Origin of the sequence: Paenibacillus sp. DS2015, assembly GCF_050433705.1 — a bacterium.
Lineage (GTDB): Bacteria > Bacillota > Bacilli > Paenibacillales > Paenibacillaceae > Paenibacillus_AQ.
The window spans coordinates 1-23,556 of the sequence record NZ_JBNPWS010000034.1 but is presented as its reverse complement, the minus strand read 5'-3'; the positions used below and the strand labels follow the sequence as shown (position 1 = coordinate 23,556).

Below are 23,556 nucleotides of genomic sequence, written 5' to 3'. Positions count from 1 at the left end.
GAATCTCAGGCTCTCCACGATCTTAATATGTCGAAAAAAGGGTTTTTACGGAAAAGTATGGCGTATGACTCTAGAACTATATATACTAGGTTCTAATGAGTGAATTGGAAAGTTTGGGTATTTCGCCTTACTTATTATTTTTACATCTGGGGGCTTGAATATTGATATGTACACATTGTGGTCAAGACAACGAGGAGAATAGTAAATTTTGTGTTCACTGTGGGAATTCTATGATCGAGCAAGATTCTCCCAACAATCAGCAGCCATTGGTGCAGGAAACAGAGGAACTTCCTGTAGCTGTTGTAACAGAAAGCGTCCCGTTAACTCAGGAAGAAGAAATACATACGATCACAGCAAAACGTCCTTTGAACAAATGGTTGTTCATCGGTTTGGCATCTGTATTGTTAATTTCAGCAGTGATCGTGATCTTCACTGTACAGTTATCAACAAAAGCGATTCCACTTTCAGAGAACTCCGTAGCAGCGAACGTTGATACACCAACGACTGCTGATGCTGACTCTGTAACCCATGAAATACAACCGATTAAAATTAGCACTATTACTAACAATGATTACCCTGTAATTGAATTAGTGCTTGAGGCAAAGAATATTGAATCTTTGGATTTATCACTGCAAAACTTCACAGTCACGGAAAACGGAGTGTCTCAAACGGTTTCTTTGGTGGAACCCTCTGGAAGTAGTCAACTGACAGTTTCTTATGAAACTAACGTTGTTAACGTCAATCATAACAAAGCAGAGCCGCGGAATATTGAACTGCATTATTTAGATCAGACAACCACAGCTCATTATGACGCTCCACAGCCACAAATGCTTACTATTGGAGATGTCAGCTACAACACGGACCAATATCCGCAGGTTAAATTGTTTTTCTCGTTATATGATTCCAATCAGCAACTCGTTGAGGATATTTCCACTCAGCCATCATTCCTACAAGTTAAGGAAGGGAATCAGGCGTTGCAAAGTTTGGATCTAGCAAAAATGTCAGAGGTCAAAGAATCACTTAGCACCAATGTTGTCATTGATGTAAGTACAAGTATGGATGGGATTATGGAGCTGGTAAAGAGTCAGGCTATTCAATTCGTCAATCAGTCGGATATCTCTGGGAATGACCAAATGGCACTGATGAGCTTTGCCGGAGCAACGGAAATTTCCCAGAATAAATTTACGAATAACAAAAATGCGATTACATCGGAAATTTCCCAGTTGGATTCCTATGGACAATGTACAGCATTGTATCGTTCTCTGGAACAAGCCCTATATAACATAGCCTACAATGATGCAAATGGCTCGAAGTATGTCGTTATTTTTACAGATGGCGGAGAGAACTGCAGCAATGACATTAGCAATCAAAGCGCTGTCAGCGCAGGAACCGTTATTAACACTTCACTTCAGCTAGGAGTACCTATTTATGCAGTAGGTATAGATCATGATGATGAGCTACAGCGGATTGCTAGGGAGAGCAACGGAGATTACATTTCTATTGGCTCGGATATAGATAGACTTGGCGAATTCTACAACTCTATCTATACCAAGAAAAAAGCTCAATATGTAGCTACATATACTTCAGCCAATCCGAAAAAGGCAGCTCGTACTGCCGGAATCTTTGTAAACTCACCTAAATATTATCTCGAGCATAAACTACCCGTTACACCACGGTTGCTGGATGACCCTGCTGTTGCCACTGCGATGGAAATGTATCAGATCAATTGGTCAAACGCGATGAGTTCAGGAGATATGTCCTACCTGTCTCCCTATGTAACCGTCAATAGCAGCTCACCCACATCTGTGTACAAAGTTGTTCTTAATCAGGTCAATAGCATAAATGAGGCACGAGTTTCCGGATCTTATTTTGAATTTGATGTTCCCATCTATAAGCTCGAAGATGCTACAAAAGTAGCCGAAGACGAATATCAACTTAAGGTCAAGAAACGATTTAAACGAACTGTATGGGAGAATGGCAGCGTAGAGAGCATCGCCTTTAAGGAAACAGCCTATACATATAATCTTATCAGTCAGAATAATACATGGCTTGTTGACTCTACCGTCGAATCTACAGTTCCTGACATCTGTTATGTCGATGATACTTATGCAACAAAGAAGAAATGCAACTAAAAAGAAACAACAAGAAGAATTAAAAGGAGAATGTAATCATGGGTATGGCTAAATTCTGCTCTAACTGCGGTGCGGCTCGCGCAGAGGGCACAAAATTCTGTAAGGATTGCGGTCAGCTTCTGCTTCCGGCAAATCTTACTCCCCTTGAAGATAAGGAGGAGTTAATAGCTCCAACGCAAACGGGGGGTGCGGTCGAAGAGACGACAGTGCACGTCGTCGCTGCAAAGACTAAGATCGCTCTTGAAGAGACAACAGATCACGCCGTCGATGTCGAGACAGAGATCGTTCTTGGAGAGACGACAGCTCACGTCGTCGATGTCGAGACAGAGATCGTTCTTGAAGAGACGACAGCTCACGTCGTCGCTGCAAAAACTTCTGCACCGGAACTCATGATTTTAACAGAGAGCGCAGCTTCAGCAGAAACTCCAGCATTAAGCGAACAAAAACAGCCATTGGGTGGGCTCAATCAACGATTAGAGGGCATAGTTAATAAACGTACCAGAAGACCTCTTATCTATGCATCCGCATTGATTGGAGTTGTACTTCTTTCTGTAGTTGCGTGGTCCATTTTTGGCTCAACTTCCTCTAAATCTTCTCCGCTTGTATATGTTAAGGGTTTCGAACTTATGCTCATGACTAACAAGCAGGATAAGCCAATAGAAGCAACAAGAAACTGGCTAGATGCTGATAAAGAAGAATTGACAGATGCACTTGATTTATCTTCCGACGAGGAAACCACTCTTCAGGGCACCTCATTCTACCAAATGGGAGAGAGTGCTCAACAATGGATTAAGCTGAATGCAAGCGGAAATCGCATGTTCTATCTAAACAAAATTAGTGACGATGGCACAGCTAATCTGTATTATAGTAACCCGACAAAAGTAGCTAAGGCCGGGGACAATAGCACGGATCAGGGAGTTCGTATCGCCTCCAATCTTAGTATAGGCCAATATAGAACATTTCAGATTTCTGCTTCCGGAGACTATGTCATTTATTTGAAAAACTATGAAGACACAACTGGCGGTAGCTTATACCTCTATAACATGAAAGAGGAAATTCTAATTGATAATAATGTATCCGACGGTTATTCACTTTCAGAGGATGATTCTTCCATCATCTATATGAAGACGCCTGATGATGAGACATACGACCTCTACACCAAGTCGGTAGAGAGCAAAAGTGAAAAAGTGAAAATTGACAGTGATATCAACAACATTGTCAATTACTCCAGCGACTTAAAAACGATTTATTACACTAAATCTAATGATGTTGATGATGATGAGTCCGAAAATCTAAACATCAACTCACTTTATGTAAAACAAGCCGGTAAAGATAAGCAAAAGCTTATCTCCGATTACCACAGCTTAGAATCCAATAGTTCGACAGGTCAATTCTACTTCACCCGGACAACGATGAACAGTTCTAACTTAATCGATTGGGTTGAAGATGATATGGCTGCCGAAGATCTCAAAATAACTGAACCCAGCTACAGCGATTTTGAACATGAGACAACCAACACGGACTATTGGGGAGATACCTATACCACAGATGAAGTAGACTATGATCAGTATTATGCAGCAATGGATTTATATGATGATAAATTGCAACGTGACAGTCTCAGAAGTGATTTGAAGAACGAGGAGTTATCGACTACTAACCAGAAATTATTTCTATATGCCGAGGGTAAAGAAACGGAAATTTCCAACGAATTTGGTCATATCACTTATGCGGATGCCGCTTCGAAATCCATCATTTATGTGAAATCGGTTGATGGCAAAGTCGAGAAGGTCAAGCTATCCGAAATCAGCAGTACTTATGATGTTCAAGATCTTTTTGAGAATAATACCAGTGAAAGTAAGGGTAGCTATATCGTGTTAAAGGGCGCACCGGAACAGGAAATGCCCGAGGATGCGAAGGACTCCAACAACTTCACGTTCAGTGACGATGGCAAAAAAATATACTATACTGAAGGCGATGCAGATTCTTCTACCGGTACGCTAGTCGTATGGGATCTCCTTGAGGGCAAGCTCAGTAATCGCAAGGTTATTGACGAGAATGTGGATCAATACATGATGGTCAACGATGATCTCTTGTATTACAAAGATGTAAAGGATGACCAAGGTGAGTTATTAACATATAGTGACGGTAAGAAGGTCAAGATTGCTTACGACGTACAGCTTGGATATACTACCTTTTATCCTAATGATGATGTCCTCTTATATATGACCGAATTCAATGACAAACGTCTGATGGGATCCCTATTCATGAAACGGGGAGAGAAAAGCGTTAAAATCAGTGATGATGTCAACTTCTACAACTATAATAAAGGCACCCATTTATTCTACTTATCCGAGTATCGATTAAAGAACGGAGAAGGCGATCTGTGGGAGTATCTTGGTAGTAATGATAAGAAGTTAATCGACAGTGGTGTACAAGCTATGCTTCCGATTAGGTACGGTCTTACATTCTAAATTATAGACCCAAAAGAAAAGTCTACCCTCAGATCATTTGACTGAGGGTAGGCTTTTTAAATTAAAAGAGGTTGTTTAAACTTAAAGGAATATTTATCTTACATTAATACTCTCTAAGGCGTAACTTTTACTATTTAGTGTTTTGAATACTAATTCTGCTTCTAGCGTCTGATCCGAACCATTCACCTTAGTTTAATAAGAATAGATGAAGGTTACTTTCTTGTTGTCATCGGATTTCATAATCTTGGCTGTAAGCTTATTAACTAGCTTGGTTGAGTTTAACTCTTTCTCTAATGCCTTCAGAATCGGCTCCTCTTGTTGATCAAGGAACCCTGTTTGACGCATAGAAAAACTTTCTTTGGTAGCGTCTCTTCCCGCGAAACCTGCCACGTTCGCTACGTTCTTATCAACAAATTTATTGAATTTTTTAATAACGCCCTCCTCATATACGGATGATCACTTCATGCCCACTCATACAGAAAGCATAGTAAACATATTAGCAAATAAAAAGAAGTTCCAACATCGGCCATCCTTATAAATCAGCGTAATAGGCCTTTAATCCTTTTTGTATCCCCCTCACAATGAGATCCTGATATTCAGATGTGCTCATGAGTACATCCTCTTCTATATTCGTCATAAAGCCCATTTCAATCAAAATCGAGGGCACCTTAAGCCAGTTGAATCCCGTCAGATCATCCCGCGATTTCAGACCATTGGACTTAGCCCCTGTTTCCTTAATGACATACTTCGAGATTATCTTAATGGCTTCTAGACTCTCCGGAGCAATTTCCTTTGTGTATTTACTGTCTAATAAGGGATACAGAAAGGACATCCCCTTTATTTGATGGTTATCACTCCCATCCGCGTGTAGCCGAACCATCAAATCAGCATTAGCCTTATTGCATAAGATTGCTCTCTCACTATTAGAGATATTTACATCGTTTGTACGTCGAACCATAATCACCTTGTAATCTTTGTTTAGTGCCTTTTCCAGCTTCAAAGCCACCTCAAGGGTCAATTGATACTCTGGTTTTTTAGTTTTGATACCTTGAGTTCCGCTCATTACCTTCTGCTTCATTATTTTACTACCTGGCGCATTCGGCTCTAGACTCGAATTTCCCTTACCCTGGTGCCCCGCCTCTATACAAATGATAGGCTTTTTAAGCTCTAGTTCCTGCTTTTGTGACTCCTTGTTCTGATTCGGGACGACAATGGAGGCCGTCTGTACCACAGGAGCAGACTTTCCCTTCTCCACTTCAGTTCGGATTATATCGGGAGAATCTGATATTGTAATGCCTCCTCCTGAGGATAATGGATCTTCAAGGGCTTTCTCCGGTGCTGTACTGCTACAACCTGACCATAATACCGAGAAACATAGACAAATACTTACCGCAATAGATTTCATTATTGATTATACAACTCCTAATTTTTAGTCCAAGGGTCACCACTATATAATGTATCCACTGCATTCTCAGTACATAGGGAACCCGGGTCTGATAGGTCACGATAGATCGAGCACTCTTTTCTGCCAAACTCACTGATTTGCCACTTATTCGTCATCTTGTCCTGAACTAATGTGTATGTATTAAGATCCGCCTCATACACATCCTCGTTATTCAGGCGTAACGGAAAGAACTTAAAGAACACAATTTGGTATGATCCATCAACTTGGTGTGAGATAGACTCTACGCGATAATTGTCCAAGGGATCAATAATTTTAGGTTTTCCTTCCTTGTTAGCTTTAACATAATCCACCTCGATCCGTTTCCGCAGATTATTGTAGAATGAAGAGTCACTCCTGATGTTATCGCCAACTAATTTAAAATCCAGACTATTTACAGCATTCGCATAGTTGACCTGATATTCAAATAACCCGTTCAAAACATTGATGGAATTGGTATCCATTTTGCGTGTAAAGGTTAACGCTTCAGTCTGCGCTTGTTGCTCCGCTGTTTCCATCTCCATGGTTAGATCGAACTCACTCCCTGGCGATACCTTCTGTTGGGGGGTGTACGTTATTTTGTATTGCTTCACATACCTCTGAAACACCTTGCCGTAGATCTGCTGTAACTCTTGCTGCAAATTATCATCTATGCTGATTGCAAAATATTGTCCCCCGGTCTCCTCGGATATCAACTGTAAATCTGTTCCCATGTCTCCAAACCCAACACAATAGATCGGAATACCCAATTGTCTAGACAACTCAATGACAGATTGTACGGATGAGCCATAATTTGAATCCTGTCCGTCAGTAAAAGCAATAATGTATTTAGGCCCATCCTGCATATTAGTATCGTACAAGGCTTTGGTCAAAGAATCATACAAGGCAGTTTCACCACCATCGGATTCTAAATTCTCTAAATAGGAGCTAACGCTGCTCCGATCCTTGGTGAACGAGATATCTGCGACGGTTGGAACGTAACTAGAGAATGACAACACCTCAAACTGCCCTTTGGCAGTGGCAGGTACATTCTCTATAAAAGCAACGGCAGCTTGTCGAACTAACGCCATTTTCTGTTGTGACACTGCACTGCTTGGGGAATCGGACATACTCCCACTTTTATCGATCACTAAGTTAACGCTTACGGTATCAACATTCTCTACTTGAGAGATTTGTTCAACCGGCAACTGATTAACCTTAAACATTTCCTTCGTCAGCGGCATACTCCCCAATTCATTCTCGTAATTCTGATCGGCAAATAAAGAAAAGTAAACGTCTACCTTTCCCTGTTCATATTTCGCGGAATCAACTTGATTTACTTTTATGTATACAGGTTCTGCTTCAGAGGTAACGGGTCTTGCTGGTATTTGTTCTGTTCCTTCATTTGTTACTTCTTTTGTTAATTTCGTGTCTCCTTTTTCACTTTCCAGAAGTCCCGGTTGCTCATCTACGGCCTGTTCACTAGCTCCATGGGTAGCCTTTGTGGGGGCTTGTACTAACTCTTGATTATCTTCTCCTCTAAGAAGCCAGTATCCCAATCCTCCTAGTAGGATAAGCGCCAAGACAGAGGCTCCTATGATCCACTTAAAGGTAAACTTTCCCTTTACGGAATTTGATTCCGGGATATCCTCCACTTGCTGTATTTCTGCTTCCCCCCCTCCTAATTTGTGGCCACAATTTTCACAGAAACGGCCTACTGACAAAATATTTGCACCGCAGTTCGTACAAAACATAACGTTGTCTCCTCTGATATAATTTACAGGGTTCTAGATGACAACTACATACCCCACCTAAAAATTAACATTTATATACCCTAAGCACTATTCTACGATGAAATTCATAATTATGCATCCACAAAATTGGGAGTACCCGCCTACGACTTTGTGATATTGACATATCTGACACATATGCGAATTAGATTAACAAGTAGAAACCGCAATGCCGTCCTTTTTCAAAGACGGCACCCGTTTCAGCAGAAATATAAGGAGTAAAGTATCAAGAATCAAGAATCAATTTCATAATTACGCAAATCGATTTAGATGCATCGGCGATTATGAAATTGATTTAAGTGAAACTTATACTTTCTTATATTTTAAAAAAAGAAAGAGCTGGTCCATCACTGGATCAGCTTTTTCGCATGCCATTATTTGATTCTCAGGTTGATGTCGCCACGGATCCGTGAAGGGTAATCGGAAATCGTGAGCTTCAGCGGGCTTGTATAGTCCGCTTTCTCGATATAATAATGCACCTCACCGGTGGAAGTTTCCCCCGTCTGGTTCGATTCGAATGATTGGCCCGTCGCGTCCTTATAACGGGTATCGAATAAGCTGAATATACGATTCTCGTCAAGCGGATCTTCATTCTTCAGGTGGAAGACGAGCGCTTTCTTACCTTTTTCTCGGCTGACGCCAGCAGGATCAAATGTTAGCTTGTCGTCCGGGCGAGTGAGCAATACCTTACGATCGAGATCCACAAGTACTTCAAGCTTACTTTTATCGAGTGCCCTTATGCTGCTAGCGCGTAAATAAAGCTGATCGGGCTTGCGGAAATAGTTGCTCTGGAAATAGAGCACCTGTCGATTATCATCCATTAGCGAACTAGATATGCCGTTGGTAATCGTACCGAATGTCTCTCCATGTTCGTCTTCGATCCGAATATCATCGAAGGAAAATAGTTTCTTCGTATTGGATGGATCATAAGCTACTTCGAGTCCAATTCGGGTCGGATAGATGGTCATTGTTCCGAAGCTTATCCGCTGACCTTCCACTATGACCGTCTGATCGATATCATACGTTTCCTTCAGCCCTGCAAATTTCTCTTTGTCGACAGGGATTTCAAATTGAAAGACTGAACTACTCTCGGTCGCCCTGTTACCCGTACCGACCCTAAGGTTCAAGTCTAGGTTGTCTGGGATATCGATTTCATTGTTCAAACTAATGTCGAACGTTCCTTGCTTACTTTCCCAATCTTCTTTAAAATCTGAAATCCCGAAAGAGGTAGACGTCTCAGTGTAATTAAGCAGCTTCACATCTACAAGATTTATAGCACGCTTTCGCCCGTCCATGTTATCCAACGTGTAGAATACGATAACTCGCGATTTATCGATGATAAGACTATCCACCGTTAGCTTAATGCCGTCATGCTCAATAGATTGGTCAACCGACTGCATAAAGTCATTTTCCAACGCAAGCTGGAGACCCTTGTCATTGTTAATAAGCTGAACGAGTGAGCGGAGACCGGGTATATCGCTGACATATGCGGCGACAACGGGCGAAAATCGAACCGAAGCTATCGATACAAGTACCAGGAGACACGCAGTGAAGGAAACCATTCTTCTTATCACCCGGCGCCTCCTACGTACCCTACCTTGACCCATGCCATTCTGGACTGCCTCACTGATTTCCCTAGGGACTACAAGCTGGTCGATATGTCCCTTCATGGCCTCCAACTGCGGGAACTCCTGCTCCTTATCCTCATACTTCTCATCCATTCGATTTATCCTCCTTCTCCAGCTGCTGCCTCAACCCACCGAGAGCCTTGTGTAACCATGTTTTGACCGTACCTTCTGGCTTCTTCAACGTTCTTGCAATCTCGGTAATGGTTAGATCGTGATAATATTTCAGTTGAATTACCTTCTGATAGTTGCCTTCTAGCTGTTCGACTGCCATTTCGAGTAACACCTTCTCTAGTAGCGCAGATTCGCCGCTCGCCAAGTCTTGCTCCACAGCAGTAGCTACCAGCTGTGGCCTACCGTTTCTCCGTGATCTTTTTTTGACCTCATCAGCGCAATAATTCATAAGAATGCGGATCAGCCAGCTGCTGAAATAATTCGGATCTTTCAATCTGTGGATCTTCAAGTAAGCGCGGCAGGTCACCTCCTGCACGGCTTCAAGAGCATCGGCCTCACTCTTCAAATATGTATAAGCAATCCTGTACATTTTCTCCTGTTGCTGTGTAATGAGGCTGTAGAAGGCGGCATCATCGCCCTGTTTAGCCGCAAGTGCCAGCAAATCGTTATTCATGCGTTTCCTCCCCTGCCTCTTTGCTTCTATATCTATTAGACTCCGCAGACCACCAAACGGTTTTGCTTATTTCATGACAAATGCTATTTGCCTATTTCAACAAACAATTTTTAGAGTTTAACTTCCGTTATATAAATCATTAATTATAATACACCATATATTACCATGCGCGAGATATTACAGAAAATAGCAGCGTGTCGAATACTAGTCTAAATACAAAAATATAAGCAAAAAGACCAGTCTACAAGCAGACTAGTCTTTCATACTGAGAACCCCTCTGTTATGCGCTACGTTTTCTTGAAAACGCTTGATCAATAGACAATGGCGTACGATCCGAGACACTCAAGTAAAGCGTCACTAAGATAAAAGCCAAATCCATTTCATATCCACCTCCTATTCTCCAATAAAAACAGGTGAGGCTCTACATGCCAATGACCTTGTGTATCTCCGAAGCCCCTGGAAACTGATGACGGGGCAGAGGTTGCCGCAGAAATTGCAGATGTGAATGGAGACATGACCATGGCAACTGCAAGGATACTACCAATCCACTTTTTAACTTTTTTCATTCCTAATCCTCCTTTAGATATACATGGATTAAATGATAAAAATGACGCACCTTATTTTCTGTATCCCAAACCAAACGAATAGACCCACAAATAAGTAAAAAATAAAGAACAAAAAGAAGGAGTACACGGTTTCAGCCGGAGCCCCTTCTTCTTGCTCTACTAAGCTATGCCTTTCAACAGATTACATCTTCAACTTAGTGGTGTTGATGATATACATGTTCTTAAGCGGATAACTTCCATTCGAATATTTACGTGCACCGGATTCAAAATTCGTGTATAGCTTGCTACCAAAAAGTGCTATACCTTCCGACATCGGTGGCATGGTCAAGGAACTAACCTGTTTACCCCATGCACCACGTTTATATATAAGCAATTTACTAGAGTTGTTACGTCCACAGGATTGGCTGTATATTGCACGGTTCTTGGTTAAAGCCATGCCCTGAATCCGATCAGGTGTCACCCAAGAGAAGTCAGCTTTCGGCTTCGATGCAAGCCCGTCCTTACTGTTCAACGTATAGGCATACACCCTGCCATACGAGCCTGCCGTGCATGCCATTTTACCACTATCTTCGCCATCAATGTATTCTCCAACCCATAGTTTACCTTCGGCATATGTGGCATATGAAGCCTTATGTCCCAAAGCATATTTTGTCATGACTACATTACTATAGTCTTTTTTACTTGATAAGGAGCTGAGTGCAATTTTATACACGCTTTTGCCAGAGGCAACCCATAAATGACTTTTACTAACCGCAAGTCCTCCAGCATGTCCCGTATGTTTCTTGCTACTAGTCTCATATAAATAGAATGTTTTAAGACGCTTTTTGGTTGTAGTACTTGTAATGGAAATAGAAGTGGCCTTATTACCGCTCCCTCCCCAATAATGAGATGCAATGACCCAATTCTTGTTGGACACGACTGCAAGTCCTTGGGGTACCCATTCATTTTTATTCGAGAGACCTGGAATAGCTGGCCCTTTCACGGATACCTTCTTAAAAGCACTATAGTCTGTCGCAGCTTCGACTGTATTTGGAGCAAACACACCGACTAAACCTGATACCAACACGATACTGAGTAAACTAGCCACACCTTGCCTCATCCAATTCTTAGTTGTCATACAAAAATCCCCTTTCTATACGTATATAAGTCGCAAATAGAAAGTTGAACCATTCCTTTTTCCCAAGTTCTCTTCAAAAATCATCATCGAAGGTGAATTTAGTAATTGTCATCGCACCTTGTAAATCTGATGTAGCACCCTTATTATTCGAAAAATAAGCCATATTATGCACAAATAGATTGCGCAAACGATGGCTCTAAACGAAAGTTTGTACCTGTAATGCTGTATGACTTGCCTCATGGAGAGACTGTTCGTATTGTGTGAAATGCTTCATATCCTGAAAGGTAATTTCAACTTCCTTATCAGCGACCTTCTCGGGGACCTTCAGCGACATTTTCTGTCGTCTTCCCACTCTCAGAACTTGCTGTATTACCTCCGTTGTTTTTCGTGCCATTTCCACATGCAGCTAAACTAATTGCCAGTCGCTGTAAGAGTGAGACTTAACATTTTTGATATTTTTGCCACTTTATTACCCCCTTATAGTGTACAATCTTATTATAAGTGGGATATTTTCCCATTGGGAGGTGCGATATTTAGGAAAGAGGTTTGATTTTTTCAGATAAAGTGGATGGGTTGATGGATAAAGCTAATTTACATCATTTATATAGGGGAAGGTGTTCTGCAAATGAAAGATGAAATCATTGATTACTATTCCAGTTTTGATGAGTGGGGCCGGTTGGATAGAGAACCCTTAGAATTCACTATTAATTGGCACTTCATGAAACAATATTTACCTCGCTTAGGTACGATTCTGGACAATGGCGCTGGCCCTGGGAAATATGCAATGGAGTTGGCTAAACTCGGACATCTTGTCACGCTTTCCGACATTACCCCCACATTAGTTGACGTTGCTAGGAACAAAGCGTCTCAACTAGACTTGCTGGATCATTTTAATGGGTTTCATGTTTTAGATGCTACACATCTAGAGGGAATACAAGATGAGACCTTCGATGCTTCGTTAATGTTAGGTCCTCTATATCATTTACAACAAGAAGATGAACGACTTAAGGCAGTAAAGGAACTATACCGTGTAACCAAAAATAACGGAATTGTTTTTGTTGCTTTTCAAACACGTATTCGAATGTTACTGATGTCTTTACAGAATCCACATGTATGGAAACCTAACGACAATATAGAAGCGATCAATCAATTTCATGATACCGGAATTTTTAATCATAGTGATCAAGGGAGATTCACAGGAGTTTACTACTTTAATGTTGAGGAAATAAAACCTTTTATGGAGAGTAACGGGTTTGAAACGATGGAGCTGATTGGTTCTACAAATATTGGTGCAATATTGACTAACGAACAACAACAATATTGGGCGGAACAGTCCGAGGAAGAGTATAAGAAATTTATTGATTTGTTAATTAGAACGGCTAAAGACCCCTCCGTCTTAGGCGTCTCATCTCATTTATTATATATAGGAAGAAAAACGTAAAAACCAACAGATAGGTGCTTTTTGCTAAGCACCTATCTGTTGGTTCAGCTAGCTAGCATAAGATCGAATCTTGGTAGTCCATGAATCATAGAGTGATTCTACTTCATCTCACACTACGCGGCTCAAAAAGTAGGTTAAGAAACATCCCCATGAAATTACCATTATTGCTGTAGGTCCACTGACGAACCAAGCACTGGCGATACAGAAAGCGCCTGAAATCGTTACGCTGGTCGGTGAAGTCGTTGTTATGGGCGGGGCGGTAAATGTTCCAGGAAACGTGACGCCTTATGACGAAGCTAATATCGTAGCTGATCCTGAGGCGGCGCAGTATGTGTTCTCTTCTGGTGTGAAGCTGAAATTGGTTGGTCTAGATGTTACGATGCAGACGCTCCTACCGAATTCACAGCTTAAAGTGTAGCGCTCTTCTGGCCAGGAAGCTGCGATGTTCTTCGCGGAGATGGCAGAATTCTATATGGGAGCTTATGAATCATTCTATCCCGGTATCGGAGGTTGTGCACTCCATGATCCACTTGCCGTTGGAGCGGTCATCGACCCTACCTTTGTGACAACTGTTCCGATGAGGGTTACGGTGGTTACGGTGGTTACGGTGGTTACGGTGGTTACCGAGGGAGAAGAGGTAGGACAGACCATCGGCTCTACAGAAGGTGAACCTAAAATTTCCTTGTGTACGGAGTGGATGGATAACGCTTCTTGCAACACACCTATCTGCTCTGTAGCAAATGTATGCTTAATTAGTTTATTGTTTCAGATGTTCGATAAGATATTCACGCTGATTACTTATCCCTCCACCAACAATGATAACTTGTAGACGAAATATAACAATAAGTGTTGAAAGTCCTGCTGCTAGATAATTGATATACTAATCTATAAGTTGAGTGCCGTCGCATCACCAAGATGTGGTGCATCAAAAGCTATTTTTGCATCCACAGCGTCCCTATTATTGCTGGCCGATTCAAGAGTAATTTGGTTATTCTGGTCAAGGGGAGGCTCCCCGCTGTTCAACGCATGACCAAGCTCCTGTTTGACATGTTGCGTATCACTTCTTGGAGTCAGGTCAGGCACAGTAAAAGCAGGGGATTATTGATGGTTCCGATAGAAGTTTTCGGTAAAAGCAACCGACCGTTTGGTCGCCTCCGCTACGCTCAAGGCAGACGATGTCTCAAGCAAATGGTACAGTTCAAACGTCAGCCAGCCGGAATAACCGATTTCACTCAGCGTCGACAACAATTCAGCGGCATCCAATTCCCCTTCATCGAATTGAACCGAAGGCACGGGACCACGTTGATTGCGCAGATGAACAGCGTGTACCCGATCTGAATAGGTACGTATCCATGCTATAGGATCAAACCCCGCGACATGTGCCCACCCCGCATCTATGCACAGTTTAACCTCTTTTCCAGCGAATTCCGTTACTGAGCGAAGATCGCCTTCGGCGAGCAGCCTTGTTGCGCCGTGATTGTGAAAGCAGCATACGATGCCGTAGGCTTTGGCTATTTCATCAATCCGGGCTATATTTTCTCCTTGTCGCTTTAACTCATCGTCCGTCTTTACTTCCGGCGAAGACCATCCCCCTTTAGGATTAGCATTCAGCAGAAGTGTGGGAACTTCGTGACAGGCCATGCGTTCAAGCAGCGGCAGCAGATTATTGTCCAGTTGGAGCGAATCAGCGCTTTCATGGAGGTTCATGCCCACATATGCGGCCGAGATGGAAAGGCCATATTCTTTTGCCAGGGAAACAAGCTCGTCCGTAGGGTCGCTCTCGAACGCACTTACCCCCGATTCCGCAATTTTTCTCATCAAAATCTCCAAAGGAATAGGGGTGCCGTTCAAACGCTCGTATTCATGCATGAAACCGTAATGCGCTGATGAATATCCTTTACTGTTCATTATTTAACTCCTCTATCCTTAATGTTATCCATCGAATCCATGTCGATGGTCTGGGGCGCTCCCGTCTGGACGCAAGCGTAGATGGCATCTATGATCGCAAAGTTGAATAAAGCCTTGCGATTGACTACGGAGGGTGCATCCTGGCCCCTGATTGTTCGGTCGAAGAAGACGAGTGGTTTGTCCATTAGCGTCAACATTGAGGCTGGCGCAGAGAAGGAAGTCGTCTCTTCTTTCGCCTTTCCATCCTCGTCATACACGTGCGTAAGGTCTCCCTCGCCTGAATAACAGAGCCAGTCCCAGTAAACAGCACCCTGCGTACCTTCCAGTTGAGCATTTGCATATTCTTTACCATGCGTACAGGCCGCTCGCTCATAATCGACAATCATGCTGCTGCCGTCATTTCTATGATAGCGGAGGGTTGCCCCGACATGCTCCTCCACATCAAACACTTCAATTTCTTGTGCAAGCACCGTCTCTGGATTGGACATCCAGGCAGACAGCACGTCAATCCGAACAGGTCTGAGAACCTCATTCAATGTCGTGAAATCATAGGGACCCCAGTCCATCAGGCAACCGCCCCCACTAACAGCCCGGTTCAGGAACCACCTCAGGGAAGGCAAATGTTCAACCCCGGGTCGGGATCTCCTGGCTTTGCGAACGAACTCTACGCGGTACACTTTCCCAAGCGCTCCGTTCTGAAGCAGTTTGATAGCGTGCCCAGTCGTTTCCACATCGAGAAAGCGCGAACTGCAGCAAGCGATAAGGAGACCCAGCTCTTCAGCCTTGCGCACCATATCTTCGGCTTCTTTAAGGTTCATAGCAAAAGGCTTCTCGCAAAGCACGTGCCTACCCGAATGGAGCGCCTTTATGGCCAATTCATGATGGGTACGGGGCGGTGTTGCCACTACCACGATATCCTTGTCGTCAACGGGAAGCTCCAGCATCTCGTCAAGTTCCCGGCATAGCCGGGCCTTGGGAATTAGAGTGCAGAAATCCCGGAGGGCCTGATCGTTCAGGTCTGTTACGTATAGTTCCGCTTCTTCAGCCTGAGAAAGCTTATTGAATGCTTCTGCATGATGTCTGGCAATCGTTCCGGCTCCAATAATCATTATTTTTTGTGTCACAGCTACTCACTCCGTTTGTTGGTCATAATTTGAATTTCTCTATTCCCCTTGGATCACATCGTCAGTCAGTCCGACAATGCATATAGGCTTGAACGTTTAGCAGCCGACTTCCTTAAGCTTGCCATCTAGGAAACGCTTGGCTCGCAGAATGTCCGTCTCGTCTAGATGTTCAATAATGATCGGGATGTTAGGATGGAGCTTGTATAGACGCTGAAGGTACAGATCATAGTTTAATATGCCTAGCCCTGGCGCCGGCAGCTCCACCGCACCAGCACCACGGAACGAATGCGCTTCGGTGGCGTCAATATCCGCATGCTTCTCAGAAGTGTCTTCCGCCGGCTTGCAGTCTTTTGCATGGGCAAGTTTGATTCTCGGTCCCAGCGTGTCAAAGATACGGTTGATTTCCTGATCCACTCTTCCAATGTTATTGTCCGTGAAATAGTTGGTAGGGTCCATCAGCAGGCCAAGGCCGGGATGGTTGATATCTCCGAACAATCTGGTCAGCCGCTCCACCGAACCGATCACATTATTCACATAGTTTTCAACTAGGAATACGGAGCCATGGTCATATGCAAATTTCGCCAAGTCTTCGATGATCTCCGCTGTTTCTTCGTAGGCCTCCTCCGTTCCGTTCTTCTCATCCCACACCCAGTCACTATCCGTATTGTACGTCCCTGTTTCGCTGACAACGTATGGAGAACCCAGTTCACAAGCGAATTTCAGAATGGTTTTAAGACTGAACAGGTTCTGCTCGCGCTTTTTCTTATCCGGATGAATGATGTTGGTATAGCCGGAGATGGCTACAATCGGAAGGTTCGCTTCGCGGAATGCGTTTCGAATCTGCCGGCACTTCTCTTTGGTGAGCACCTCTGGAGACAAATCCATCCCCTTGAATGTAAGATCAAGCTGCACACAACTGAATCCGTCTTTCTTGATACGAGCTATAGACTCTTCCAGTGAATACGGGTAATATCCATTAAAAATACCTACAGAAAACATGCGTCGATTCCTCCATTTTTTGTGAGTTGTCTCTATGAATCAAACGCCGATAAGCGCGAGTTCATGAGCAAATTCGACTGTACGTTCTTCCTGAAGCGACCGATAACATGCGTCTACGAGGGCCATGGTTTTCAGATTGTCCCGCCCCCCGATCTCCGGCTCGGTATTGGTTTCCACCGCCCGCAATAGTTGGGCCATCGTCCCCTTGAACGCATCCGGGAACCATGCTGTATCCCACGCCGGCCGATGCCATCCACCAGGCGTATGTTTGGATGTGAACGCCAATGTACTGGGAGTCCGGGCCGGATAATCGGGCCAGCCAATAGTTCCCTGCGCCATCCCGTCCAGACCTTCGACGCGCCACTTGATGTAGATGTCCTTTTCAGTCCCTTCACCTGGCCACGCCCAGACATCGTCAAGGCTTGTCGCCATCAGCTCATTTGCGAACTGAAAGGTGTACTGGGTGATCCCGTCCAGATGACGGAAAGAGGTTCGCGGATCACGTCTGGCCAACGCTGTTACCCGTTCCGGATCACCAAAGAGATAGCGAAAGATGTCGATATGATGGATGCCCATATTCAGCAACTCCAGATGATCGTACTTGCGCAGAAACTCCTGCCAGTGCGGGATGGTACGCATTTCAATCGTGGCCAATACCGGCTCCCCGAGATAGCCTCGCTCCAAAATCGTCTTGAGGGTACGCATCGACTGGTCGTAGCGCATATTGGAATTGACGGCAAGCTTGACACCCGCCTCTTCACAGAGAGCCACGATTTCGCGGGCTTCTTTGCTGTTCATCGCAAGGGGCTTTTGACACAAAATCCCCTTGATATGCTGCTGCGATACGGCTCCTCTTACAATCTCAAGCTGTCGATCAGGAGGGACCGCGATATCCAGAATCTCCACTTGCGGATCGGCCACGAGCTGTTGCCATGTTTCGTACACCTGATGTATTCCCCGCTGCTCAGCGACTTCACGCGCGTTCGCCGGCGTGCGCGAACTGATAGCGTACGGATTGAATCCGGCATCACGATAAGCGACAAGGTGGCAATCCCTCATGATGAAGCCCGAGCCGATACAGCCAATCCGAAAGTCTTTGCGGTTGGGCAGCTCTGTCTCGATGTTAAAATCCAGACTCACATTCACGTTATTCTCACCTCCTACTGAACTGGTAAACTTGATAGTTCCTTTTTTTTCGCTGATTGGCCGCAAGTGATATGGCTCAGTTATTTTACAGCGCCGATAGTGATCCCTTTTACGAAATATTTTTGAAAGAAGGGATACGTAATCAGAATTGGCAAGACGCCAATCGCCGCAATCGCCATGCGCACGGAGGTGCCTGGAATTTCGGCAATCGCTTGCCCGGCACCTGAACCGACGGCGTTGCTGTTGCTGGTCAGAAACTGGATGTCCATAATCATCTTGGTCAGAATCGTCTGAATGCCGAACAATCGGGAATCGGTCAAATAAATCAAGCCGTTAAACCAATCGTTCCAATAGCTGATGGCCTGAAATAAACCTATGGTTGCCATAATCGGCAGCGATAAGGGAAGTACGATTCGGTAGAAAATTTTGATCTCACCCGCCCCATCGATGCTTGCCGCCTCGATTAATGCAGAGGGAATGGAAGTGAGAAAAAAGGTTCGGACAAGGAGCACATTAAAGCCGTTCATCAGTAGTCCGGGTACGAGTAGCCCGAAAATCGTATTTTTGATATCAAAAATTTGCGTATAAACCAAATACGTCGGAACAAGTCCCCCGTTAAACAGCAAGGTGAAGAATACAAGGAAGGTCCAAAAATTACGATGTGGCATATCCCTTCGGGACAACGGGTAGGCCAGCATGGATGTTATTGCCAGACTCACCGCCGTGCCAACAACCGTAATGAACACAGTAATTCCGTATGCACGTCCTAGATCCATATGATGCAGCCACAGATATTCGTAGGCCTTCAAACTGAAGGTTTCAGGAAAAAACGTATAGCCCTTCTGAATAATGCTCGCTTCGCTGCTGAGTGAGGATACAATCAGCAAAACAAAGGGGACGATGCATGCAAGAGAAAATAATCCAAGCAAGATATAAGCAAGCCACTTTATCAATTTGTTTTCGAGCGCCATTCGGATCACCTCTCTTTCCATCTTAGAACAACGCGTTCTCCCGATTGATTTTACGTACGATATAATTGGCGGCCAGAACGAGAATGAACCCTACAATAGACTGATAGACTCCCGCAGCCGATGCCATCCCCATATCTCCTGTTACCATCAAGCCCCTGTACACATACGTGTCAATGACACTGGTCGTGTCCGAGATCGCACCGCTGCTCATGGGAACTTGGTAGAACAACCCGAAATCGGAATAAAACATGCGCCCGATTCCAAGGAGCGTCAGCATCACGATGACAGGCGTTATCAGCGGGATCGTAATTCTTCGGATTTGCGCCCATTTCGACGCACCGTCCAGTGTTGCGGCCTCGTAATATTCCGAATCGATGCTGATAATAGAGGCCAGGTATACAATGCATGAGAATCCAATCGATTTCCATAAATGGACCAGGGTCAAAATATAAGGCCAATATTTTGGCTCCGTATACCATGAAATTTCGCCAATCCCAAGCATCGGAAGAATCGTTTTATTCATAAACCCGGTGTCCATGCTGAAAGCGGCATAGGCCAGGTAGCCGACGACAACGAATGAAATCAGGTGCGGAAGCACGATAATGCTTTGAAAAAACCGGGAGGCGATTTTCTTGGTAATTTCATTCAGCAGAATCGCAAAAGTAATCGCCAGTATCGTGCCGAGAATCATAAAGACCGCATTGTACAAAATGGTATTTCTGGTAATGATATAGGCATCGCTTGTCTTGAAAAGATACTCAAAATTTTTAAAACCTGCCCAATCACTTCCAAGAATTCCTTGAGTAAAATTAACGTTTTTGAACGCAATAAAGATTCCGAGCATGGGCAAGTAATTATTAATCAGCAGATAAGCCAAACCGGGAAGCATCAATACCATAAGCGGAATATATTTAGAGAACGGTTTCCTCGCTCTGTTGATGTGAAGTTTCATGAAACGACACTCCTTTTCCGTTATTCATTTAGGCCGAAAGACACGATCCAATTGACCGGTGGTTAGGCCGATTGGATCTCGTCTTGTCTTATCTTATGACTTACCGTTAGCAGCGGCCCATGCATCGAGTTGCTTCTGCTTCTCCGCGATGATTTTATCGATCCCCGCGTTACTCAGCTTCTTAAGAAATTCGGGAAGCGCCTTATCGACATCGACCGCACCACTCTGCAATACTCTTTGGTACTGAGTGAGCACCGCACTGCAGGCAGCAATTTCTGTCTTGACGGATTGTCCGTTGAAGGTAAAGCCGAGAGCCTTGGACTTGTTGGCGGATTTATTAAAGGCCTCCAGCTCTTTATAAACTTCAGGATCTTCTCCTTCAAATACATAGGACAGGAATTGATTTCCATGCATCCAATTATAATTTTTGTATCCTACGTTTTCGGCGGTAACGCCGTCCGGGTATTTGATTACGTTGTCTTGGCCTTCTATTTCCACATAATGTTTCCCTTCGATTCCCCAGTCGATCAAGTTGACGATATCCTTATCCGTGTACATTAAGTTCAGGAACTGCAACGTTTTTTCCGGGTTTTTCGATTGGGCGGAAACTCCAATGGTGACGTTTGTCACGGTATCTGTCTTGGCCACCGGCTCAATCGTTCGTACTGCAACCATTTCCGTGCCGTTCATCAAGCTTTCCTGAGCCTCGAACCCGGGCTTCATTTGCGAGAAATACCCCGCGGCTTTGCCGGATTTGATAACCGCTGCATTCGATTCCGGATTCGTGGTCGCATCCTTAAGCAAGTAACCTGCCAAGTACCACTCGCGGAGCTTGCGGAGCATATGCTCGTATTCTTCCGTAGCGAACCAGTTAACCACCTTCAGGTCGTTCAACCCACTGTTAAGCAGAACCCCCAGTTCATCGCCGAGCGGGTCATCCGGCTCGTAGGACCCCAGAATAGAGGCATTGGTTTGGTTGGTGGCCGTTACCATGTTAGGCTCTTTCTCTTTGAGAATCTTAAATATCTTCTCATAGTCATCGAACGTTTTAATCTGGCTAAGATCAATATTATATTTGTCAACCAGATCTTTGCGCAGTACAAATCCGTAGTCCTGCGCCAGGTCGCGGATGCTTGGCACCCCATGGCTTACACCGTTGATCTTGGTGGCATTGTAGTATTCCGGACCAAGCGCGTCAATAATGCCTTGCGCATTCTGCTCCATTATGTTACCAATCGGATACAATGCGCCATTGGAAACTTGCGTACTGTAGTTAAACATGGCCATCATATCCAGTTTCTCGCCGCCGGACAGCATCAAGTTGATCTGGTTTATGAAAGCGCTACTGCTGATCGGCATGAGTTTAACCGTAACATTAATTTTTGCTTTGGATATTTTATTGATTTCTTCTTGGACCAACTGAATATCCGGCGGCACATTGTCGAACGTCGGGTATGCATACACGACTTCGTAAGGTTTTTCATTGGAAGCGCCTTCATTTTTTGCTGTGTTGTTCGTTTTGCTGCCTGAGCACGCACTCAGTGCGAGTGTAAAGGCAAGCATCAAACTTACCCAAGCAACTTTCCTTTTCATCTTAAATCCCCCCCTGTATTCTTCTTATTCGTTTTATATTTAAAACGAATCTGAATTCATTTTACTAAGGGGCAGGACCGCACACTACTCCATTTTCGACATTCGACTTGGACCTGTTCGACTTCTTGTATCCAGTTCATGACCTTCAAGTCATGCGCTTACGAAAAGCATTAGGGTTTGTTCCCTCAAATCGCTTGAACCTCCTTGAAAAGTGTGCCAAGTTGGAATACCCGACCTGCGAGGCAATCGTTCCCACCGGCAAATTCGTCATGAGAAGCATCTCCTTGGCCAGTTGCATCCGCATTCTCACGATATACTCGGTTACTGAGCACCCGACCTCTTTTTTGCAAATCCGGTCCAAATAATCTGGGCTCAAAAAGACATGTCTGGCCACATTCTCACGAGTTAACCCATCGTTCTCCAAATTACAGGTCACGTAAGCGTCCACACTTGCCATGAACGATTGCGATTGCTGAACGGTGCCTGCATACTCCATCGACTTGTTTACCGTATGCTTCATCCAATCGATCATATCGGTCACGGAACGAATCGCGTGCTGGAATAAATCTGCGGACGCATGATTATCAAAAAGAAAATGCGCGTCTATGCCGTTAAGCTTCAATACATAATAAACTATTTGTAGGAAATTATGATGAAACCGGTATAAAATCTCTGCGTTGATTTGATCCGAGCCTATTAAACTGTTCAGGAACGCTTCCGCTTTCGCTATCACATCATGTCCGCGTCCCTCTTTCAACAGTACGTTCCAGAGCGTCATGTCAGGAAATTCAACAGGCTTCTGCCTGTAGTTCCTGTCAGCACATACAAATACTTTATTGGCTACGGCAACATTGCTCTTATCCCAATCCTCGAGCCAACGTACCGCTTCGCTTAGTTCATGACTGTTAACCTCGTTGCCAACGTAAATCGATACGTCACAGTAAAAGTAACTGGCGGCCGAAGAAATGAAAATGCTCCCGCGCTCCTTTAACACTTTCCGAAGTTCAGGAACGTCTTGTTCAATCGGAATTAGAGCCAACAGCTTCCTGTCTTCCAGCCTGAACAACAGTCCATTGCCCTGGAGACCGAGCAGCTCTTCGCTGCTGTTTTTAAGCGCATACTCGATGATCTTCTCATCACGCGGTGAAAAAGTCTTGTGATATCGTTTGATGACCAGCAGGAGCGGAAGAACACGCAAGTTAACGTCAAACGTAATCCGGCGTTCAGCGGCCTCCTTCCGGATCATCCCCATGCTGGAAGGAATCGTAAGGTTAATGATGTCCATCCAGAATCGCTCCGCAAGCAAAGGCTGATGACGGTACCAATATTGGCCGATCGGGCTGTATTGTTTGATTTCGTTATCCTTCTTTATTTTATTGGCTACTTTGCTTACCACCTGGCATAACTCATCGGCTGGTACCGGTTTCAGCAAAAAGTCAAAGCTGCCGAGCTGCATTGCGCGTTGCACCAGTTTAAACTCGGCATGGCAGGTCATAAACACCGATTCCGTTAACGGGTAATGCTCCTTCGCCCATGCAAGAAGCTCAAGACCATTGCCCTGCGGCATCTCGATATCGCATAACACTTTGGATTGGTTGCGCAGTTGCCCGAAAAAAAGGCCTTCATAACGACGGTATGAAGGCTACCACGATCGTGAACATATGAGCAGAAAA

Annotated in this window: 20 protein-coding genes and 2 pseudogenes; 4 read left to right on the top strand and 18 right to left on the bottom strand. The window is 44.3% G+C overall.

Features of this window, described 5'->3' with window-relative positions; genetic code table 11:
* Positions 1-161 precede the first annotated feature (161 nt).
* Positions 162-2,132 (top strand): VWA domain-containing protein, encoded by a 1,971-nt coding sequence (locus J2T13_RS21885; protein ID WP_429374486.1) that lies wholly within the window; start codon positions 162-164, stop codon positions 2,130-2,132.
* A gap of 38 nt (positions 2,133-2,170) precedes the next feature.
* Complete coding sequence (locus J2T13_RS21880) at positions 2,171-4,603, top strand: zinc ribbon domain-containing protein (protein WP_429374485.1); 2,433 nt, start codon at positions 2,171-2,173, stop codon at positions 4,601-4,603.
* 192 nt (positions 4,604-4,795) lie between these two features.
* Here J2T13_RS21880 and J2T13_RS21875 read toward each other — a convergent pair whose 3' ends face one another.
* The 8 genes from J2T13_RS21875 to J2T13_RS21840 form a co-directional block, all read right to left on the bottom strand.
* Complete coding sequence (locus tag J2T13_RS21875) at positions 4,796-4,993, bottom strand: hypothetical protein (protein ID WP_429374484.1); 198 nt, start codon at positions 4,991-4,993, stop codon at positions 4,796-4,798.
* A gap of 142 nt (positions 4,994-5,135) precedes the next feature.
* Positions 5,136-6,008, bottom strand: coding sequence for an N-acetylmuramoyl-L-alanine amidase (locus tag J2T13_RS21870; protein WP_429374483.1), 873 nt, complete (start codon positions 6,006-6,008; stop codon positions 5,136-5,138).
* 17 nt (positions 6,009-6,025) lie between these two features.
* The gene (locus J2T13_RS21865; protein ID WP_429374482.1) at positions 6,026-7,777 is read right to left on the bottom strand and encodes a VWA domain-containing protein; all 1,752 of its coding nucleotides are present in this window, start codon (positions 7,775-7,777) and stop codon (positions 6,026-6,028) included.
* A 410-nt stretch (positions 7,778-8,187) separates the two neighbouring features.
* Complete coding sequence (locus J2T13_RS21860; protein WP_429374481.1) at positions 8,188-9,534, bottom strand: DUF4179 domain-containing protein; 1,347 nt, start codon at positions 9,532-9,534, stop codon at positions 8,188-8,190.
* A complete protein-coding gene (locus J2T13_RS21855; protein WP_429374480.1) occupies positions 9,527-10,066 on the bottom strand; it encodes a sigma-70 family RNA polymerase sigma factor in 540 nt (179 codons plus the stop codon). Before J2T13_RS21855 ends, J2T13_RS21860 begins: the two co-directional genes overlap by 8 nt.
* Before the next feature lie 380 nt (positions 10,067-10,446).
* Positions 10,447-10,632 (bottom strand): hypothetical protein, encoded by a 186-nt coding sequence (locus J2T13_RS21850; RefSeq protein WP_429374479.1) that lies wholly within the window; start codon positions 10,630-10,632, stop codon positions 10,447-10,449.
* 181 nt (positions 10,633-10,813) lie between these two features.
* Positions 10,814-11,749 (bottom strand): hypothetical protein, encoded by a 936-nt coding sequence (locus tag J2T13_RS21845; RefSeq protein WP_429374478.1) that lies wholly within the window; start codon positions 11,747-11,749, stop codon positions 10,814-10,816.
* A gap of 196 nt (positions 11,750-11,945) precedes the next feature.
* Positions 11,946-12,143 (bottom strand): hypothetical protein, encoded by a 198-nt coding sequence (locus tag J2T13_RS21840; protein ID WP_429374477.1) that lies wholly within the window; start codon positions 12,141-12,143, stop codon positions 11,946-11,948.
* 231 nt (positions 12,144-12,374) lie between these two features.
* Between J2T13_RS21840 and J2T13_RS21835 the strand changes: the two genes are divergently transcribed.
* Together J2T13_RS21835 and J2T13_RS21830 are read left to right on the top strand one after the other, a co-directional pair.
* Complete coding sequence (locus J2T13_RS21835) at positions 12,375-13,190, top strand: class I SAM-dependent methyltransferase (RefSeq protein ID WP_429374476.1); 816 nt, start codon at positions 12,375-12,377, stop codon at positions 13,188-13,190.
* 148 nt (positions 13,191-13,338) lie between these two features.
* Positions 13,339-13,872, top strand: a pseudogene (locus J2T13_RS21830) (nucleoside hydrolase); the annotation flags it as partial.
* Between the two features lie 75 nt (positions 13,873-13,947).
* On the opposite strand, the gene J2T13_RS21825 reads toward J2T13_RS21830, so the two are convergent.
* The 10 genes and pseudogenes from J2T13_RS21825 to J2T13_RS21780 all read right to left on the bottom strand — a co-directional run bounded on the left by J2T13_RS21825 (position 13,948) and on the right by J2T13_RS21780 (position 23,468).
* Entirely contained in the window at positions 13,948-14,028 is an 81-nt protein-coding gene (locus J2T13_RS21825) for a hypothetical protein (protein ID WP_429374520.1), read from the bottom strand.
* Between the two features lie 260 nt (positions 14,029-14,288).
* A complete protein-coding gene (locus J2T13_RS21820) occupies positions 14,289-15,098 on the bottom strand; it encodes a sugar phosphate isomerase/epimerase family protein (protein ID WP_429374475.1) in 810 nt (269 codons plus the stop codon).
* Entirely contained in the window at positions 15,098-15,829 is a 732-nt protein-coding gene (locus J2T13_RS21815) for a Gfo/Idh/MocA family protein (protein ID WP_429374519.1), read from the bottom strand. The genes J2T13_RS21820 and J2T13_RS21815 overlap by 1 nt, the downstream gene beginning before the upstream one ends.
* Positions 15,830-15,871: 42 nt before the next feature.
* A pseudogene (locus J2T13_RS21810) lies at positions 15,872-16,207 on the bottom strand (Gfo/Idh/MocA family protein); the annotation flags it as partial.
* A gap of 111 nt (positions 16,208-16,318) precedes the next feature.
* A complete protein-coding gene (locus J2T13_RS21805; protein ID WP_429374474.1) occupies positions 16,319-17,221 on the bottom strand; it encodes a sugar phosphate isomerase/epimerase family protein in 903 nt (300 codons plus the stop codon).
* A 39-nt stretch (positions 17,222-17,260) separates the two neighbouring features.
* A complete protein-coding gene (locus J2T13_RS21800; protein WP_429374473.1) occupies positions 17,261-18,367 on the bottom strand; it encodes a Gfo/Idh/MocA family protein in 1,107 nt (368 codons plus the stop codon).
* Positions 18,368-18,447: 80 nt separating this feature from the next.
* Positions 18,448-19,338: a carbohydrate ABC transporter permease gene (locus J2T13_RS21795; protein WP_429374472.1), complete on the bottom strand. Its 891-nt coding sequence runs from the start codon at positions 19,336-19,338 to the stop codon at positions 18,448-18,450.
* A gap of 22 nt (positions 19,339-19,360) precedes the next feature.
* Complete coding sequence (locus J2T13_RS21790; RefSeq protein ID WP_429374471.1) at positions 19,361-20,290, bottom strand: ABC transporter permease; 930 nt, start codon at positions 20,288-20,290, stop codon at positions 19,361-19,363.
* A 93-nt stretch (positions 20,291-20,383) separates the two neighbouring features.
* On the bottom strand, positions 20,384-21,883 hold the full coding sequence (locus J2T13_RS21785; protein ID WP_429374470.1) for an ABC transporter substrate-binding protein: 1,500 nt from the start codon (positions 21,881-21,883) through the stop codon (positions 20,384-20,386).
* Between the two features lie 145 nt (positions 21,884-22,028).
* Positions 22,029-23,468: a response regulator transcription factor gene (locus tag J2T13_RS21780; RefSeq protein ID WP_429374469.1), complete on the bottom strand. Its 1,440-nt coding sequence runs from the start codon at positions 23,466-23,468 to the stop codon at positions 22,029-22,031.
* Between the last annotated feature and the right edge of the window lie 88 nt (positions 23,469-23,556).

Coding starts and splice junctions, on each gene's coding strand:
- J2T13_RS21880 (WP_429374485.1), top strand. CDS start 2,171: ATGGGTATGGCTAAATTCTGCTCTAACTGCGGTGCGGCTCGCGCAGAG.
- J2T13_RS21870 (WP_429374483.1), bottom strand. CDS start 6,008: ATGAAATCTATTGCGGTAAGTATTTGTCTATGTTTCTCGGTATTATGG.
- J2T13_RS21865 (WP_429374482.1), bottom strand. CDS start 7,777: ATGTTTTGTACGAACTGCGGTGCAAATATTTTGTCAGTAGGCCGTTTC.
- J2T13_RS21860 (WP_429374481.1), bottom strand. CDS start 9,534: ATGGATGAGAAGTATGAGGATAAGGAGCAGGAGTTCCCGCAGTTGGAG.
- J2T13_RS21855 (WP_429374480.1), bottom strand. CDS start 10,066: ATGAATAACGATTTGCTGGCACTTGCGGCTAAACAGGGCGATGATGCC.
- J2T13_RS21850 (WP_429374479.1), bottom strand. CDS start 10,632: ATGAAAAAAGTTAAAAAGTGGATTGGTAGTATCCTTGCAGTTGCCATG.
- J2T13_RS21845 (WP_429374478.1), bottom strand. CDS start 11,749: ATGACAACTAAGAATTGGATGAGGCAAGGTGTGGCTAGTTTACTCAGT.
- J2T13_RS21840 (WP_429374477.1), bottom strand. CDS start 12,143: ATGGCACGAAAAACAACGGAGGTAATACAGCAAGTTCTGAGAGTGGGA.
- J2T13_RS21835 (WP_429374476.1), top strand. CDS start 12,375: ATGAAAGATGAAATCATTGATTACTATTCCAGTTTTGATGAGTGGGGC.
- J2T13_RS21820 (WP_429374475.1), bottom strand. CDS start 15,098: ATGAACAGTAAAGGATATTCATCAGCGCATTACGGTTTCATGCATGAA.
- J2T13_RS21805 (WP_429374474.1), bottom strand. CDS start 17,221: ATGTTTTCTGTAGGTATTTTTAATGGATATTACCCGTATTCACTGGAA.
- J2T13_RS21795 (WP_429374472.1), bottom strand. CDS start 19,338: ATGGCGCTCGAAAACAAATTGATAAAGTGGCTTGCTTATATCTTGCTT.
- J2T13_RS21790 (WP_429374471.1), bottom strand. CDS start 20,290: ATGAAACTTCACATCAACAGAGCGAGGAAACCGTTCTCTAAATATATT.
- J2T13_RS21785 (WP_429374470.1), bottom strand. CDS start 21,883: ATGAAAAGGAAAGTTGCTTGGGTAAGTTTGATGCTTGCCTTTACACTC.